This window comes from Streptomyces mobaraensis (assembly GCF_020099395.1).
In the GTDB taxonomy this organism is placed as follows: domain Bacteria; phylum Actinomycetota; class Actinomycetes; order Streptomycetales; family Streptomycetaceae; genus Streptomyces.
On sequence record NZ_CP083590.1, the window covers coordinates 6,633,587 to 6,650,209 of the forward strand.

Genomic DNA, 16,623 nt, shown 5'->3' on the forward strand with positions numbered 1-16,623 from the left:
CGAGCCGCCGCCGCGTCACGGCCGGTCCGCTACGCGCCGTCGCGGTCTCGCGCGGCTGCCGAGGCGCTGCTGGCGTTTCCGGCCCGCGAGGTGCCTCGGGCCTGGGTCAAGGCCGCGCCCGCCAGGACGATCAGGGCGCCGACCGGTGTGTTCCAGGTCAGGTTCTCGCCGAGCAGCGCGGCCCCGGCGGCCGTCGCGACGACGGGGATGAAGTAGGTGCTCAGCGCCGCCGTCGTCGGGCCCACCTCGGCCACCAGCCCGTACTGGACGAGCATGGCGATGCCGGTCCCCAGCGCCCCGAGCGCGGCGATCGCCAGCAGTGACACCGGGTGGAAGGCGGACGGCAGGGGCGCGGCCAGCGGGGCGACGACGGCGAGTTGCGCGGTGCCCACCAGCAACTGGCCGGTGGACAGGGACAGGTGCGAGTCGCCTGTGCCGGACAGCGTGCGCCGCACGTAGATCCAGCCGATCGCGTAACTGGCCGAGGCCGTCAGCGCCATGACGGTGCCCCACGGGTCCTGTCCGGAGAAGCCGTTCCAGGCGCCGAGTACCACGAGCACCCCCGCGAAGCCGAGGAGCAGCCCCGCGAACCGGCGCCGGGTCGGACGGTCCTCCGACAGCGCGACCAGGGAGAACACCATGCCCCACAGGGGCGTGGTGGCGTTGCAGATGCCCGCCAGGGAGGAGGGGATGCGCAGCTCGGAGTAGGCGAACAGGGAGAAGGGCAGCACGTTGAGGAGGAACGCCGCCACCGTCAGATGCGCCCAGGTCCGCGCCGCGCGGGGCAGCCGGGCCCGTTTGACGAGCAGGGCCGCGGCGAGCACCGCCGTACCGAACAGCATGCGGCCCAGGGAGACGAAGAGCGGGGCGTACCCGTCGGTCCCCAGCCGGATGAACAGGAAGCTGAAGCCCCAGACGAGGGCCAGCGCGCCGAACCGGACGCGCCAGTCGACGGCGGAGAGGGCGGAGAGGGCGGAGACGCGTGAGGGAGAGGGAGAGAGGGAGGGGGCGGCTGGGGCGGCCGTGGGGGGACGTGGGGTGACGGTGCTCATGCGGCTCAAGATGTCCGACCGGACCTCTTAGAACAAGCAAATTATCGTACGCACATTCACGTAGCATCGCTGAGATGTTGAATCTGGAGCGTTTGCGCACCCTGGACGCCGTCGCCCGGTACGGATCCGTCAGCGCCGCCGCCGCGGAACTGCGGGTGACGACCTCCGCCGTCTCCCAGCAACTGGCCAAGCTGGAACGCGAGACGGGCGAGCGGCTGCTGGCCCGGCAGGGCCGCGGCATCCGCCTCACCGACGCCGGCCGGCTGCTCGCCGCCCACGCGGAGCGCATCCTGGCGCAGGTCGCCCTCGCCCGGTCGGACCTGGAGGCGCAGCGGGGCCGGGCCGTCGGCCGGCTGTTGCTCGGCGCCTTCCCCACCGCCGTCCGCGGAGTGCTCCCGGCCGCCCTGACCAGGCTTCGCGCCGACCACCCCCACCTCACGGTCGCCACCGAGGAGATGCGCCCTGAGGAGGCCGTGCGGCGGATCGAACGCGGCGACCTCGACGTCGCGGTCGTCCTCGACTGGACCAACCGGCCGATGCCCCTGCCCGCCGGGCTGTCCAAGGCCATGGTCCTGGACGACCCCGTGGACGTCGCCGTGCCCGCCGGGCACCCGCTCGCCGACCGCCCGGACGTCCTCCTGGAGGACTTCGCCGACGACGAGTGGGTCTCCTGGCCCAAGGGCGAGTTCTGCCACGACTGGCTGCTGGGCACCCTGCGCGCCCAGGGCGTCGAGCCCCGCATCGCGCACATGGCCGACGAGCACCACACCCAGCTCGTCCTCGTCGCCGCCGGCCTCGGCGTCGTCGTCTCCCCGCGCCTGGGCCGCGGTCCACTCCCCGCCGGGGTGCGCATGGTGCCGGTGCGGGAGGCGATGTGCCGTCATGTGTTCGCGGTCTGGCGCGCCGACGCGGGCGCGCGGCCGTCCGTCCGCGCCACGGTCGACGCGCTGCGCGCGGCCGGACGGGAGCTCGCCCCCACCTCATGCCCGCCGGCGGATCCCCCTGACGGATCATGGAGTCGTACGGAATCCCGCGCGCAGTGAGGACGGACCATGGATGTGGCAGAGATGGACGAGTTGCCGTGGGACGCGGCCATCATCTGGGGACAGGCACGTGACGTGGAGCGGCTCACCGCGCTCGGCGAAGCTCTGGCGCGAGAACGCGCGGCAGCGCACAAACGCCTCCGTGACCTCGACCACCGCCTCGCACAGGTCCTGCGGGCCCTGGCGCTGACCCCGGGACGGCAGTTCGTCGAGCAGCTGCTGCACGTCTACCGCACCGCCCAGTCCACGGACGCCGGCACGCCGTCCGGGGCGCGGTTCCTGGCCTCCCTGCTCGCCGAGGCCCAGAGCGTGGAAGACCTGGAGCCCGCCCTGTGTTACACGAGCGAGAACGTCTTCGAGGATCTGCGCGGCTGCCTGTTCCACGAACTGCTGCTGCGCGGTGTGCGGGCCGACGAGATCCACCGCGTGACGGGCGGTACGCACTTCTGCGAGCCCTGGAACGGCCTGTCCTGGCTCCCGGACACGCTCGCGGAGATGGAACACGGCGCCGCTTTCCCCAGCCGCCACTACAACGGCGCCGCGAGCCCGGGGTGTTCGAGCCTGCGCTCGCCGGTCTCCCTCGACGCCGCCGCCCGCCGCGCCGGAGCCGGGCACCCCATGACCGTCGCCACCACCCCGCGGCTCGCCGAGCTGATCACAGGGCCTCCGGAACAGGGCAACTGGGGCGCTCACGACGTCGGGGTCTTCACCACCGAGCGGCCCGTCACGCCGGAGGCGTTCCCCGGGGTCGTCGCCTCGCTGCCGATGGACTGCCTGGAGGGCCTGGGTGAGGACGACCGCTTCGTCTTCGCCCCCTGCACCCTCAAGGAGGTCTGGCACCTGCTGTACGAGACCGCCTCCCACACCGCGATGTACGGCCCGGGGGTCCTGGGCGCCTACGGCCGCCTGTCCGCCTGGTGGTCGCTCGCCGGACTGGCCGGCGCGGGACCCGAGGCCGGGCCGGCGGAGGTCGAGCGGCAGGCGGCGGCCTGCACCTGGCTCCGCTTCGAGGCCGACTCCGAGTGGTTCCACAACGAGATAGGCAACGACTACGGCATCGCGGCACTGTCCCCCGACGGCCGCCGGATCGCCGTGCTGGCCGCCACCGACACCGACTGAGCGCGCGGCCGCGGCGGCCGCGCGGCCGTGCGCCGGCGGTCGGTCACGGGTGTGCCGTGGGGCGCCACGTCCCCTTGGCGGATTCCTCGGGCTCATACGGGCCGGAGGGTTCGGCGGACGTCCACTCGCCGGCCCGGGCCGCTTCGACGAACTCCTGGTGCTGCGGGCAGGAGTACCGCAGGACCCGCCAGCGCGCGGCGTTGAAACCGGCGTGGCCGCTCCACCCGGCGACGGCCTGGCACAGGTGGATCCAACCGAAGTGGATCTCCTGCCGGAGCACGTGTTCCGCCACGGGGTACTCGTGCCGGTGCTCGACGTCCCGCCACGCGTTGACGTAGTCGCGGAGCTGCAGGCCGTCCATGGCGACGAGCCGGGAGAACCCGACGGCGGCCGCGTGCTCGTCGCTGCCTTCGGCGTGACGGCCGGCCACCTCCTCCAGCCGCCGGCCGAGGAACTCCGTCAGCGCGATGACGTCCGCCTCGGTCAGGTCGTCCGTGTACAGGAGAGCCTCGCCGGGCACGGTGTCGGCGTCCTGAGCCATGGTTGTCCCCTCCATCGTGGGTCCGCCACGGGCGTCGGCGACGACCCCCGCCATGCGGTCGCCGCCGCGGCACCCGCCGCCTGCCCAGCGCATCCTTCCACTGTCGGCCGGGCCGTGTGCCCGATCGCGGAGGGAGGGCCCGGACCGGGACCGCGCCGCTCCCCACCGCCGGTCACGCTCGGTTACTATGCTCACTTCATACCGGAAGCCGGCGCCCGAGGTGGTCGCGGCCGGTTGCCCGGAGCGCCCGTCGGGAGAGGGTCATGTGGTGCGAGCCGAGAGAGCTGTGGGGCCTGGGGTGATGCTGCCTGAGGTCACCGCCACCCGCTATGTCACGCCTCTGCGGGAGGGCGGGTCGTTGCCCGGGGTCGTCGAGGCAGACGATCTCGGGACGTACGTCGTCAAGTTCACCGGGGCGGGGCAGGGGCGCAAGACGCTCGTGGCCGAGGTGGTGTGCGGGCGGCTCGCCCGGGCGCTCGGGCTGCGGGTGCCCGATCTGGTCGGTGTGCGGATCGACCCGGTGATCGGGCGGGGGGAGCCGGACCAGGAGGTGCAGGCGCTGCTGAAGTCGAGCGGCGGCCTCAACCTGGGGATGGACTTCCTGCCCGGAGCGCTCGGCTTCGACCCGCTGGCGTTCGAGACGGACGCCGCCGAGGCCGGGCGCGTGGTGTGGTTCGACGCCCTGGTGGGCAACGTCGACCGGTCCTGGCGCAACCCCAACCTGCTGGTCTGGCACGGCGCCCTGTGGCTGATCGACCACGGCGCCACCATGATCTGGCACCACAACTGGCCCTCCGCCGGCGCCGCCGCGGAGAAGGGGTACGACGCCTCGGACCACGTTCTGGCCACCTTCGCCCCCGACCTCGCCGCCGCGACGGCCGAACTCGCCCCGCGCGTCACCGAGGAGCTGCTGACCGAGGTCGTCGCCGCCGTCCCCGACGTCTGGCTGGAGGACGAGCCGGGCTTCGGCGGGCCGGACGCGGTGCGCCGGGCCTACGTCGAGGTGCTGCTCGCCCGGGCGGCCGGCATCGGCGACCGGATCACGCTCGGCGAACGCAGCGCCGACAAGCCCTCGCAGGCGCCCGAGTGGGTGCGGGTCAGGCTGGACCACAGGAAGGCCGGGAAGTGACGGACCGTATGAAGGACGTCAGGACGAAGGGCGTCAGGCCGAAGGACGTCAAGGAGCGGGACGTCTTCGAGTACGCGCTGCTGCGGGTCGTGCCGCGCGTCGAGCGCGGGGAGCAGATCAACGCGGGCGTCGTCGTCTACTGCCAGGCGCGGTCGTTCGTCGAGGCCCGCGTCCACCTCGACGAGGCCCGGCTGCTCGCGCTCGACCCCGCGGTGGACGTCGCCGGGGTGCGGGCCGCGCTCCGCGCCGTCGAGGGCGTCTGCGCCGGCGGCGAGCGGGCCGGGCAGGCCGCCTGCGACGACGCCGGACGCCGCTTCCGCTGGCTGATCGCGCCGCGCAGCACGGTCGTCCAGCCGGGCCCGGTGCACACCGGGCTGACGCTCGACCCGAGTGGGGAGCCGGAGCGGCTGCTCGACCTGCTGGTCCGGTGAGCCGGGGCCGCCCGGCGGGGCGTTGACAGCGGGTGGCGGGGCTTCTAGCGTCTGATCGGCCGAAGCTACTGAGCGGTTGCTCACCCACCGTCCGAGGGGCCGCCCGGCCCGCTCGCACCGGCCGGGGACGCCGCCCGAGGTGAGGAGAGTCCCCATGTTGACCAGCGAACGGCGGGTGGCCGTCGTCACGGGCGCCGCCCGTGGCATCGGCGCCGCGACAGCCCTGCGCCTCGCCGTGGAAGGCCGCGCGGTCGCCGTCCTCGACCTCGACGAGGCGGCCTGCGCGGACACCGTCGAGCAGATCACCCGGGCCGGCGGCGAGGCCCTCGCCGTCGGCTGCGACGTCTCCGACGCGGACCGGGTCGCGGCCGCCGTCACCCGCGTGGCCGCCGAACTGGGCGCGCCGACCGTGCTCGTCAACAACGCCGGGGTGCTCCGCGACAACCTGCTGTTCAAGATGAGCGAGAACGACTGGGACACCGTCATGAACGTGCACCTGCGGGGCGCGTTCCTGATGGCGCGCGCCTGCCAGAAGCACATGGTCGACGCCGGCTGGGGCCGGATCGTCAACCTCTCCAGCAGCTCCGCCCTCGGCAACCGGGGCCAGGCCAACTACTCGGCGGCCAAGGCCGGTCTGCAGGGCTTCACCAAGACCCTGGCCAAGGAGCTCGGCAAGTTCGGCGTCACCGTCAACGCCGTCGCCCCCGGGTTCATCGCCACCGACATGACGGCCGGCACCGCCGCCCGGATCGGCATCGGGTTCGAGGACCTCCAGGCCGCGGCGGCCGGCGAGATCCCCGTCGGACGGGTGGGGCAGCCGGACGACGTCGCCCACGCCATCGCCTTCTTCACCGGCGAGAACGCCGGCTTCGTCTCCGGCCAGGTGCTGTACGTGGCCGGCGGGCCGCTCGACTGAACTCGACTGGAAGGGGACGCGCAGCCATGACCACCGAGGACACCCGCGGCCCCGCCGACGGGAAGGTGACGCTCGTCACCGGGGCGAGCCGCGGCATCGGGTACGCCATCGCCGAGGCCCTGGTCGCCCGCGGCGACCGCGTCGTCATCACCGGCCGCGACGCCACCGCCCTCGCGGAGGCCGTCGGCCGGCTGGGCGAGGACCGGGCGCTCGGCGTGCCCGGCAAGGCGCACGACGAGGCCCACCAGGCCGCCGCCGTCGCACGCGCCATGGAGACCTTCGGCCGCGTCGACCACCTCGTCAACAACGCCGGAACCAACCCGGTGTTCGGGCCGATCACCGAGACCGGCCTCGGCGTCGCCCGCAAGGTCTACGAGACCAACGTCGTCTCCGCCCTCGGCTTCGCCCAGCAGACGTGGCGGGCGTGGCAGAAGGAGAACGGCGGGGCGATCGTCAACGTCGGTTCCATCGCCGGGCTCTCCGCCTCCCCCTTCGTCGGCGCCTACGGCATGAGCAAGGCCGCCCTGGCCAACCTCACCCTCCAGCTCGCCCACGAGATGGCCCCCGGCGTCCGCGTCAACACCGTCGCGCCCGCCGTGGTGAAGACGAAGTTCGCCGCCGCCCTGTACGAGGGGCGCGAGGAGGAGGCCACCGCCGGCTACCCGCTCGGCCGGCTCGGCGCCCCCGAGGACGTGGCGGGCGCGGTGGCGTTCCTGCTGTCCGACGCGGCGGCCTGGATCACCGGGCAGACGCTCGTCCTCGACGGGGGGCTGTTCCTCAACGCCGGGGTCTGAGCGGTGGGGACCGGGGTCCGCGAGGGCCCCGGAGACCGCGCGGAGGGCGTTGTCAGTGGTCACCGGTAAGTTCTCGGGCGAGGTCCAGGAGTACCCGGACCCCATCGAGAACCGACCCCGGAGGTTGCTGAAGTGACGGTCACCGACGTACTGCCCGAGTCCTGGCGCGCAGTCCTCGGCGAGGAGCTGGAGAAGCCCTACTTCAAGGAGCTGACCGACTTCGTCGAGGACGAGCGGGCGAAGGCGCCGGTGTACCCGCCGCGCGGCGAGGTCTTCGCCGCCCTGGACGCCACCCCCTACGACCGGGTCAAGGTCCTCATCCTGGGCCAGGACCCCTACCACGGCGCCGGCCAGGGCCACGGCCTGTGCTTCTCCGTGCGCCCCGGCGTCAAGACGCCGCCCTCCCTGCGCAACATCTACAAGGAGATGCGCGAGGAGCTCGGCTACGACGTGCCCGACAACGGCTACCTCATGCCCTGGGCCCGGCAGGGCGTCCTGCTGCTCAACGCGGTGCTGACGGTGCGCGGCGGCGAGCCCAACTCCCACAAGGGCAAGGGCTGGGAGAAGTTCACCGACGCCGTGATCCGCGCCGTCGTCTCGCGGCCCGACCCGGCGGTCTTCGTGCTGTGGGGCAACTACGCCCAGAAGAAGCTCCCGTTGATCGACGAGTCGCGGCACGCCGTCGTCAAGGGCGCCCACCCCTCGCCGCTGTCGGCCAAGCGGTTCTTCGGCAGCCGCCCCTTCACCCAGATCAACGAGGCCATCGCGGCCCAGGGGCATGAGCCGATCGACTGGCAGATCCCGGACCTGGAGGTCTGAGCGGATCCGGAGATCTGAGCGGATCCGGAGACCTGGGCGGTCCTGTAGATCCGAACGGGGCCGCCTGTAGGGACCGAAGCTTCGTGAGCACTGGGTCCTGCGGCGATAGTGGATTCCGCAGGAGACGAGCACTGCGCGAGGATGCGGATCATGAGCAGAACGCCTGAACGGGGAGCCATCGAGGGTCGCTCTGCGTAGCGATGGTCCTGTGTTCACCTCCGGTCGGGCGTGAGGGCGTCGGCAGCGGAACCGTGTGGCGGGTGGTTTGGGGCACGAGGGGGGCCTTCCACGGACTGAACGGGGGGGGGCGGTGGAAGGACAATGAGCCGGAGGACCCCCGGTTTCGCCAACCGGGGATCCGCTGCTATAGGGGGTAGCAACGCGTGCGCAACCCCGCCTTTTCCGTTCCTCGCGCCCCATTCGCGCCTACTCCTGCGCGTTTACCCGGTTTCCCTCCCGAGGCGAGCCGCTATTGATCAAGCTGGGTGACTGCGTTGACCGGTGCGCGAGACGTACCGGACGTCGAGAGAGAGGGCGGTTGATGAGCGCGGAAACGCAGTCGTCGCAGGACCGGATCGAGCGGCTGAAGGCCCTGCTCACAGGGCAGAGTTCGAGCCTGCGGACGTGGGCGGCGGTCACGGCGGAGGAGTACGGCAACCTGTTGTTCGGGGTCGCGTTGCACGGCGCGGAGGCGCAGGGCAGCCGGGCCCTGACCGACCTGGAGCAACTGCTGGTGGACGCGCTGGCCACGGTCGTGGACGCGGAGGAACTGGGGCAGTGGGGGACCGCGTACCGGGAGACCGTACGCACCGCACGGCTGAGCGATCTGACGGTACCGGCGGTCATCGCCCGGCGCCCGGTGACGTCCGGTTTCGCCATCGCGGACCTCGCCGACGAGCTGCCGAACCTGCTGAAGGCGGCGAAGGCGGCGCCGAAGGAATTGCTCGATCCGTGCTCATGATCACGCGGAACCGCTCTCGCAAGCGCGGAACCTACACCGCCCCCGGCCTGGTCGGAATCGGTCAGCGGGCGGAGTGCTCGAACCGGTAGGGCACGGCCTTGACGCCGTGCTCCGCCGTGTACGAGCCGCGGCCCGTCAGGCCGGCCAGTTCGCCGCTCCCCGAGCCGGGCACCACCTCGAACGAGCAGCGCACCGTGCCCCGTTCGTCGAAGGTGCCCTCCTCGCGCACCGCGAAGCCGCCCTTCCGCCCCGCGACCGCGCCCTCGAAGAGCTGGTAGCCGGAGAAGGTGCCGGTCCCGTCCGGGGCGTAGGCGATGGTGTACGCGCAGTGGGTGCCCGCCGCCTCGATGGCGCCGGTGTACGTGTTGCGGACGGTCGCCCGGGCAAGTCGGGTGCCGCCCTCCGTCCGGCCGAGCTCGTGCTCGTCCCAGTCGAGGAAGGTGAACGTGGAGTCGGTGTGCGCGGTCATACGGCGGTTCCTCCCGGATCGGGTTGCCGCCCGTACGGCCCGGGCGGCTCCCGTACAGGATCCCGCCCTTACCTGACACCTCTTGTCAGGTTCGTGGTGAAGGGGGCAGCCCGGTTCTCCTGGGCGATCGAGAGGCAACAGCACGATCAAAGTCCACAGAGAGTCCACCTCCGTACTGAGGCGGACTCCCCATCGTCCGCCAGGGGGTTGCTCGGATCGGGCGTGCCTGGAGTGCTCACACGGAGGAGCGGTGTCCCCGCGCAGAGCGGTGCCGTTGCGGGAGAGGAGCGACGACAGCCCCAGCCGGAGGGCGGACGCAGGCCCCGGGACGACCGCCACGGTCCCCTGCCAAGCGGCACGGGCCGCCGAGGAGATCGCAGACCACGTGCCGCCGAGCGAGGATCGCTGTCGGTCTCGAGATCGATTCGACGCTGGGCTCAAGAGGGTCGCTGTCTGTCGGCTGCATGTTCTTTCCGGGTGCTTTCCGGAAGTTGGCCCGAATGTGGCTGTCGGCCCTTCCGGCGCACCTGATGACATGTACGCGACTTTCTGATCCATGCTCGCGACAGATCCCATCAGTGAACGCCGAGTCCGTTCAAGGAGAATCATGTCCAGAGCGCGAAGATCTGCTCCACTGCTGGCGGCCATTGTCCTCATGGTGGGTAGTGTTTTCGCTGCCCCATGGTCTTCTGCGGCACCGAGGCATCCGTCCCTGGTCGACAAGCCCCTCGCAAGCCCGCTCCTGAGATCGGCCATGAACAACAAGTGCCTGGATGTATACGCTTTCCACCAAGAAGACGGCGCCACGGTCCTCATGTGGGACTGCAACGGCGGTCCGCAACAACAGTGGTACTGGGACGGCGAGCAGCTGCGCACCTCGCTCAACGGGAAGTGCCTGGAAATCTACGCCTTCCGCAACGACAATGGTGCTGCCGTGAACACCTGGAATTGTGACGGTGGCATCAACCAGAAGTGGTACTGGGACGGCCAGCAGATACGCAGCCGAATGAACGGAAAATGCCTGGACGTTATGTATTCCAGGGATGAAGTCGGTGCGCTCGTCTGGATGTGGGACTGTACAGGCGGCGCGAACCAGCGCTGGTACCACCAATAGCAGCACACGGTCTTGCTGGTAGCTAAACGGCCTGGATCCGGGGCTGCTGGTGCCGGCCCGGCCCTGTAAAAAACGAGGACAGGTACTCAGAAGTCAGCTGAACCATCGGCGTCGGCCCTTCCTTGGGCGCGGTGTAGCTCGGCGAGACCTGGAGTCACCACAGGTCCCGAACGAGCGCTGCCTCTTGTCAGGTAGGGAAACCGGAGGTGGGACGATGCGGGCATGCGCGCCGATCGCCTTCTCTCGCTGCTCCTCCTGCTCCAGAACCGGGGCCGGATGACCGCCCCCGAACTGGCGGCGGAGCTGGAGGTCTCGGTCCGCACCGTCTACCGGGACATCGAGGCGCTGAGCGCCTCCGGTGTCCCGGTCCTCGCCGACCGCGGCCCGGCGGGCGGCTACCGGCTGCTCGACGGTTACCGCACCCGCCTCACCGGCCTCACCGAGGACGAGGCGGGCTCCCTCGCCCTCGCCGCCGTGCCCGGCGCCGCCGCCGAACTCGGCCTGGGCGCCGACCTCGCCGCGGCCCGGCTCAAGCTGGAGGCCGCCCTCCCCACCGGCATGGGGGAGCGGGCGCGGCGCGTCGCGGAGCGCTTCCACCTGGACGCGCCCGGCTGGTTCCGCGACGCCGAGCCCGTGCCACACCTCGCGGCCGTCGCCGACGCGGTGTGGCGGCAGCGCGCCCTGCGCGTGCACTACCGGCGCTGGAAGGGCGAAGTGCGCCGGGAACTGCACCCGTTGGGCCTCGTCCTCAAGGGCGGCATCTGGTACCTGGTCGCCCGCGCGGTGACGGCTGAGGGGGCGGACGATGCGGAGACGCACACCCCCCGCACCTACCGTGTCTCGCGAGTCCTCGCCGTCGAGCCACTGCCCGGCCGCTTCGAGCGCCCGGCCGGCTTCGACCTGGCGGCCGTCTGGACGGAGACCTCCCGCCGCCTGGAGGGGATGCGCTACCAGGGCGAGGCCCGGCTGCGGGTCTCACCGGGCGTCCTCCGGCTGCTGCCGGCGAAGTTCGGCGCCGCCGGGTCCCGGGCCGCGGCGGAGGCGGGGGCCGCGGACGCGGACGGGTGGGCGGAGGTCACGCTCCCGGTCGAATCCCTGCCGGTCGCGGTCTGCGACCTGCTAGGCCTCGGCGCCGAGGCCGAGGTGCTGGCACCGCCCGAACTGCGCGCGGCGGTCGCCGCGGCGGCGACGGCCCTCGCCGCGCGGTACGCCGCCGGGGGCTGAGGCGGGGCCTCGGGAGCCGGGCCGTCCAAGCGGGCGGCCGACGGGCCGCGCGGCTGTGGCCGCGTCCGCGCGACCGTCGGGCGTCGTCGAGCGTCGTCGGGCGGGTCCGCCGCGTCGCGTCGCCGCCGGGGCCGGGGGACCGGCCCGGGCGGACGGTCGGCGGGCCGAAAGGCGGCCGACCGCACGGTCGACGCGACGGGTCGAGGAAGGCCGGGCCGGGCGGCCGCCGAGCCGGGAGGCTCGTCGGGCTCCGTGACCCGTCTGCCTGAGTGAAGTGACGCTCTACGTAAGCGGCGAGCTTCTCGACAGACCAGACCTTGTCCCTCCGGTCGATCTTGGCACGAGCCGGACCGTAGTCGGCCCCGGATCAGGCCCGAGGCGATGCACCGAACCCCAGTGACGAAGTGGATCGCTGTGGTGGACGGCCAGCATCATCCTCACCGGTAACGGCTGTTCCGATGTTCCCCGAGGCCGTACACCTGGTGACAGATACGCGACGCGTCGCTGCCCGGCTGCCACCGGCCGTACTGCTCGCCCATCGCGCACGTGCCCATGCGGCCCCGGGGCGGTGGCGCGGGGTGCGGCTGTTCGGGTGCCGGCGCGGGTGCCGGGTGGGGGCGTTCCGGCTCGGGGCGGGGCTGGGGGCGGGCCGGGGGAGGGGCCGCCCGGGGTGGGGGCGGCGGGGCGTGGTGTTCGGACGGCGGTGGGGCGGCCGGCGGCGGGGGCGCCTCGGAGTGGTCGTCGTCCGCCCGGCCGTTCGCGCTCGGCGAGGAGCGCCGGCGCTCGGGGGTGGCGGCGCCGCCGGTGGACGGCGGGGGAGCGGCGGGCCCCCGGGTGTCCGGCCCGCCGCGGTACGGCGCCGACGGCCCGTCGCGCCGCGCCGTGCCCGCCCCGGCCGGAGGGACGGCGGACGGTGCGAACGGCGGGCCGAGCACGTCGGATCCCGGAAGGCCCGATCCTGGAAAGCCCGATCCCGGAAGGGCCGCCCCCGGGAGGCCGGGGAGCCCCGGCAGCGTCGGTAACCCAGGTACCCCGGGCACCCCGGGCACGCCCGGCGTCCCCGTTCCCGGCACGCCCGGCGTCCCCGTTCCCGGCACGCCCGGCGCCCCGGGCCCGTCCGTCCCCCGCGGCTCCGGCCCGGTCCTGGCCAGCGACTCGCGGTCGCGCTCCTGCCGGAGGTCCCAGCCGGCCCGGGCGGGGCCGGGACGGGGCGCGTGGTGGCCGGACAGGGAGACGCAGCCGGAGGTGGCCGACAGCGCGGCCACCATCAGAACGGCGGTCATGGGGATCCTGGACATCCGCCCAACCATGCCCGAGCGGGCGAGGGTTGGGGATTCCCCTCAGGGGTGACGCCGGGCCGTCACCGGGTCCGCGCGCCCCCGGCGGGCGTCACGAGCCGGTCGCTCCGTCGACGCGCTCCCGGATGAGGTCCGCGTGTCCGTTGTGGCGCGCGTACTCCTCGATCATGTGCAGGTGGATCCACCGCAGACCGATCGGCTGTCCCGTCTTGTGGTGCCGGCCCACGCTCGTCTCCTCCAGGGAGCGGCCGCGTACCGCCGCGCGGGCCGCCGCCACCTCCTCCCGCCAGGCGGTGAGGGCCTCCTCCCAGGTGGCGTCCGCCGGGAACGCGAAGTCGCCGTCCTCGTTCTCGTCGCTGTAGAACCGCGGCGGGGCGTCCTCGCCCGCGAACACCCGGCGGTACCAGTGCCGTTCGACGTCCGCCATGTGCCGGACGAGCCCCAGCAGCGTCAGCGGGGACGGCGGTACGGAGGCGGTGCGCAGCCCCGCGTCGTCCAGGCCCGCGCACTTGTGCTCCAGGGTCGCCCGCTGGAAGTCGAGGAACGCCTCCAGGGACGTGGTCTCGTCGGCGATGTGGGGCGGCTTGCGCCGCTGGGGTTCGGTCATGGCGGTCATCCTGCCCCGGGACACGGAACCCGGCACACCCTTTTCCGGGGAAGCCCGCGTCCCGGCGGCCGTCGGGGCTCCCGGGGCTCCCTCCCCGTATGCTGCACGGATCCACGCATCGAGGAGGATCTGTGAAGGTCGGCTGTGTCGGACTCGGGGACATCGCGCGGAAGGCGTACCTGCCGGTGCTCGGCGCCCTGCCCGGACTGGAACTGCACCTGCAGACCAGAACCCCCGCCACCCTGGCCCGCGTCGGGGACGCCCACCGGATACCGGAGGCGCATCGCCACGCCGATCTGGACGCGCTGCTCGCCGCCCGCCCGGACGCCGTGCTCGTGCACGCCCCCACCGCCGTCCACCCGGAGATCGTCGGCCGGCTCCTGGAGGCGGGCGTACCGGTCTTCGTGGACAAGCCGCTCGCCCGCGAACTCGCCGACTGCGAGCGGCTGGTCGGCCTGGCCCGGGACCGCGGTGTGCCGCTCACCGTCGGTTTCAACCGCCGGTACGCGCCCGGCTACGCGGCCTGCCTCGACCATCCCCGCGACCTGATCGTGCTGCAGAAGAACCGGGTGGGCCTGGCCGAGGACGCCCGGTCGATGGTCTACGACGACTTCATTCACGTCGCGGACACGCTCCGCTTCCTGGCCCCCGGCCCGGTGACGGACGTGGACGTGCGGGCCAGGGTCGTCGACGGCCTGCTGGAGCACCTGGTGCTCACGCTCGCCGGCGACGGGTTCACGGCGCTCGGGGTCATGAACCGCCGCGGCGGATCCGTCGAGGAGATCCTGGAGGTCTCCGGGCAGGACCGGAAGCGGGAGGTCCGCGACCTCGCCGAGGTCGTCGACCACGACGGGGCGCGGACGGTCCGACGGCGCGGCGACTGGACGCCGGTGGCCCGGCAGCGCGGCATCGAGCAGTGCGTCACGGCGTTCCTCGACGCGGTCCGCGAGGGAAGGACCCCGGACTCCGAGGACGCCCTGCGCACCCATGAGTTGTGCGAGCGGATCGTCAACGCCGTGGAGAGGAACGCCACGGAGAAGACCGCCAGGGAGAAGCGGAGCGCCTGACGCGGGCCCGTACGCCCGCCACGCCGCCGTACAGCGCCAGCGCGGCCAGGGCCGCGTACACCGCCCAGTCCCCGGCGCGTACATAGAAACTGGTGCCGCTCGCCAGCGGGACGTCGTACACGGCCGCCGCCGAGGTGCCGGTGCCCAGCCGGCGGCCGACCGGGCGGCCCTGCGCGTCGGCCACCGCGCTCACCCCGGTCAGCGTGGCGTGGACCATCGGCCGCCAGGTCTCGGCGGCCCGCAGCGCGGCCAGTGAAGCGTGCTGGGCCGGCGCCCAGCCGTGCTGGAACGACGAGGTCGAGGACTGGGCGACGAGCACCCGGGCGCCGTCGGCGGCCAGGTGGCGGCTCATGTCGGGGAACGCCGTCTCGAAGCACACCAGCGGGCCGATCCGCAGGCCCGCGCCGTGTCCCGACGGCAGCGTCATGACGACCTGCCGGTCGCCGCGCCGGCGGTCCTCGGTCGCCGCCTTGCCCACCGAGGTGGCCCAGCCCAGCAGCGAGCGGGCGGGCACGTACTCGCCGAAGGGCACCAGCCGCATCTTGTCGTAGCGGTCGCCGGTGGGGCCGTCCGGGCCGACCGGCACCGAGCTCTTGAAGATGCCGGGCCGGTCCGAGCGGCGCGCGTCCACGTTGACGAGCAGGTCGGCGCCGACCGTACGGGACAGCGCCGCGAGCCGGGCGCGCAGCGCGGGGTCGGCGCCGAGGTCGGTGCCGACACTGCTCTCGCCCCACACCACCAGATCCACACCACGGCCGGTCAGTGTCCGGGTGAGCGCCGCTTCGCGCTCCAGGCGCCGGTCCGGACCGTCGATCACGCCGGGCTGGACGATCGCGATCCGCGCCGTCCCGGCCGGCCGCGGCTGCGGCGCCCACCACCACACCCCGGCGGTGACCGCGGCGCAGCCGGTCAGCCCGGCCAGGCCGGCGAGCCGGGCGCGCGGCAGCGCGAGCACCGCGGCGAGCGCGGTGTTGACGGCCACCAGCAGCAGGCCGACGAGCCAGACACCGCCGACGGACGCCAGCCGCAGCGCCGGCGGTACCTGCCACTGGCTCGCGCCCAGCAGCCCCCAGGGGCCGCCCAGGTACTCCCAGGAGCGGACGAGTTCGGCCAGCAGCCAGCCCGCGGGCACCAGGACCAGGGCCGCCGCCACCCGGCCGGGCCCCGGGCGGCCGCCCAGCAGCCGGTGGACCAGCAGGCCCCAGGGCACCCACAGCAGTCCCAGCAGCGCCGCCAGCACCAGGATGAAGACATGGAGACTGGGCAGCAGCCAATGATGGACGGCGAGCAGGAAGCCGGCGCCGCCCAGCCACGCCTCCCGCGCGGCCCGGCGCGGCGAGCCGGCCGAGCGGACCAGCAGCAGCCAGGGGACGAGGGCCGCGTAGGCCAGCCACCACAGGGACGGCGCGGGGAAGGCGAGGGCCGGGAAGGCGCCCGCGACGACCGCGCCGGGCACGCGCCACCGCCCCCCGGCGGGGGACGGCCCGGACGCCGGCGCCGCGGACCTCCCGGACGTCCGCGCCGGGAACCTCACCCTCATCACGTTCTCCCTCGTCGGGGCCGGGTCCCCGGCCTGAGGTCCAGTGTGCGCGGCGCGCGGCGGGACCGGCCGTGAGGCGGCTGCGACGCACCGCGTCGTCCCGGAAACAGGGGGACGCCGTGAAAGGGCGCACCTTCACAAGTGGGAGCGCCCCCTACGTTCGTCCGCACACCATACGCACGATCGGGATCCGGCCATCTGCCGGGCGTCCGGATATCGGTCCTTGGCGAGGCCAAAACCCCGACAACAGCGTGCAAGTTTCAGCCTTTCTCATCTCAACGAGGCGGGGAAACGGTGCTATGCGGTCCAAAGTGAAACGAAACGATCCTGGCCCGCGGCGTCAGAAAGGCGTACGCCGGTACGTATCACGGGTTATCGACGAGCCGCCCTGGGCAGGTACCGGGCAAAACTGGACAGGAATGCTGGTCGCTTGTTGCTGGGGGGCGGCGTGACTCGCGCATGTGATCGAACGGCAATCCCGTCGCCGCCGGGCACGGGA

At 73.1% G+C, this 16,623-nt stretch carries 17 protein-coding genes; 11 read left to right on the forward strand and 6 right to left on the reverse strand.

Annotated elements, in window-relative coordinates:
* Positions 1-29 precede the first annotated feature (29 nt).
* Positions 30-1,052 carry a DMT family transporter gene (locus K7I03_RS29475; protein ID WP_185940775.1) on the reverse strand — a complete coding sequence of 341 codons (1,023 nt, stop codon included), beginning with the start codon at positions 1,050-1,052 and terminating at the stop codon, positions 30-32.
* 74 nt (positions 1,053-1,126) lie between these two features.
* On the opposite strand from K7I03_RS29475, the gene K7I03_RS29480 reads away from it, so the two are divergent.
* Entirely contained in the window at positions 1,127-2,095 is a 969-nt protein-coding gene (locus K7I03_RS29480) for a LysR family transcriptional regulator (protein WP_185940776.1), read from the forward strand.
* Positions 2,096-2,104: 9 nt separating this feature from the next.
* Positions 2,105-3,214: a DUF6183 family protein gene (locus K7I03_RS29485; protein WP_185940777.1), complete on the forward strand. Its 1,110-nt coding sequence runs from the start codon at positions 2,105-2,107 to the stop codon at positions 3,212-3,214.
* A gap of 43 nt (positions 3,215-3,257) precedes the next feature.
* Here K7I03_RS29485 and K7I03_RS29490 read toward each other — a convergent pair whose 3' ends face one another.
* A complete protein-coding gene (locus tag K7I03_RS29490; RefSeq protein WP_185940778.1) occupies positions 3,258-3,848 on the reverse strand; it encodes a hypothetical protein in 591 nt (196 codons plus the stop codon).
* 208 nt (positions 3,849-4,056) lie between these two features.
* On the opposite strand from K7I03_RS29490, the gene K7I03_RS29495 reads away from it, so the two are divergent.
* From K7I03_RS29495 to K7I03_RS29520, 6 genes are all read left to right on the forward strand, one after another.
* Entirely contained in the window at positions 4,057-4,884 is an 828-nt protein-coding gene (locus K7I03_RS29495; RefSeq protein WP_185941036.1) for a HipA family kinase, read from the forward strand.
* 8 nt (positions 4,885-4,892) lie between these two features.
* A complete protein-coding gene (locus tag K7I03_RS29500) occupies positions 4,893-5,315 on the forward strand; it encodes a DUF3037 domain-containing protein (RefSeq protein ID WP_185941037.1) in 423 nt (140 codons plus the stop codon).
* A 154-nt stretch (positions 5,316-5,469) separates the two neighbouring features.
* A complete protein-coding gene (fabG, locus tag K7I03_RS29505) occupies positions 5,470-6,231 on the forward strand; it encodes a 3-oxoacyl-ACP reductase FabG (protein WP_185940779.1) in 762 nt (253 codons plus the stop codon).
* A 26-nt stretch (positions 6,232-6,257) separates the two neighbouring features.
* The gene (locus K7I03_RS29510; RefSeq protein WP_185940780.1) at positions 6,258-7,025 is read left to right on the forward strand and encodes an SDR family oxidoreductase; all 768 of its coding nucleotides are present in this window, start codon (positions 6,258-6,260) and stop codon (positions 7,023-7,025) included.
* Between the two features lie 132 nt (positions 7,026-7,157).
* Positions 7,158-7,844, forward strand: coding sequence for a uracil-DNA glycosylase (locus K7I03_RS29515; RefSeq protein WP_185940781.1), 687 nt, complete (start codon positions 7,158-7,160; stop codon positions 7,842-7,844).
* Positions 7,845-8,385: 541 nt separating this feature from the next.
* A complete protein-coding gene (locus K7I03_RS29520) occupies positions 8,386-8,805 on the forward strand; it encodes a hypothetical protein (protein WP_185940782.1) in 420 nt (139 codons plus the stop codon).
* Positions 8,806-8,866: 61 nt separating this feature from the next.
* On the opposite strand, the gene K7I03_RS29525 is transcribed toward K7I03_RS29520, so the two are convergent.
* A complete protein-coding gene (locus K7I03_RS29525; RefSeq protein ID WP_185940783.1) occupies positions 8,867-9,274 on the reverse strand; it encodes a DUF3224 domain-containing protein in 408 nt (135 codons plus the stop codon).
* 754 nt (positions 9,275-10,028) lie between these two features.
* On the opposite strand from K7I03_RS29525, the gene K7I03_RS29530 reads away from it, so the two are divergent.
* Together K7I03_RS29530 and K7I03_RS29535 are read left to right on the forward strand one after the other, a co-directional pair.
* Positions 10,029-10,388, forward strand: a complete 360-nt coding sequence (locus K7I03_RS29530; protein WP_185940784.1) for an RICIN domain-containing protein — start codon at positions 10,029-10,031, stop codon at positions 10,386-10,388.
* Positions 10,389-10,610: 222 nt separating this feature from the next.
* The gene (locus K7I03_RS29535) at positions 10,611-11,612 is read left to right on the forward strand and encodes a helix-turn-helix transcriptional regulator (protein ID WP_185940785.1); all 1,002 of its coding nucleotides are present in this window, start codon (positions 10,611-10,613) and stop codon (positions 11,610-11,612) included.
* 437 nt (positions 11,613-12,049) lie between these two features.
* Here the strand turns inward: K7I03_RS29535 and K7I03_RS29540 are convergent, their stop codons facing one another.
* Positions 12,050-12,910, reverse strand: a complete 861-nt coding sequence (locus K7I03_RS29540; RefSeq protein WP_224347277.1) for a hypothetical protein — start codon at positions 12,908-12,910, stop codon at positions 12,050-12,052.
* A 91-nt stretch (positions 12,911-13,001) separates the two neighbouring features.
* Entirely contained in the window at positions 13,002-13,517 is a 516-nt protein-coding gene (locus K7I03_RS29545) for a DinB family protein (protein WP_185940786.1), read from the reverse strand.
* A 131-nt stretch (positions 13,518-13,648) separates the two neighbouring features.
* Here K7I03_RS29545 and K7I03_RS29550 point away from each other — a divergent pair, with 131 nt between their 5' ends.
* On the forward strand, positions 13,649-14,584 hold the full coding sequence (locus K7I03_RS29550; RefSeq protein WP_185940787.1) for a Gfo/Idh/MocA family protein: 936 nt from the start codon (positions 13,649-13,651) through the stop codon (positions 14,582-14,584).
* On the opposite strand, the gene lnt is transcribed toward K7I03_RS29550, so the two are convergent.
* Positions 14,526-16,124, reverse strand: coding sequence for an apolipoprotein N-acyltransferase (lnt, locus tag K7I03_RS29555; RefSeq protein WP_185940788.1), 1,599 nt, complete (start codon positions 16,122-16,124; stop codon positions 14,526-14,528). The genes K7I03_RS29550 and lnt overlap by 59 nt on opposite strands.
* Positions 16,125-16,623: the final 499 nt, after the last annotated feature.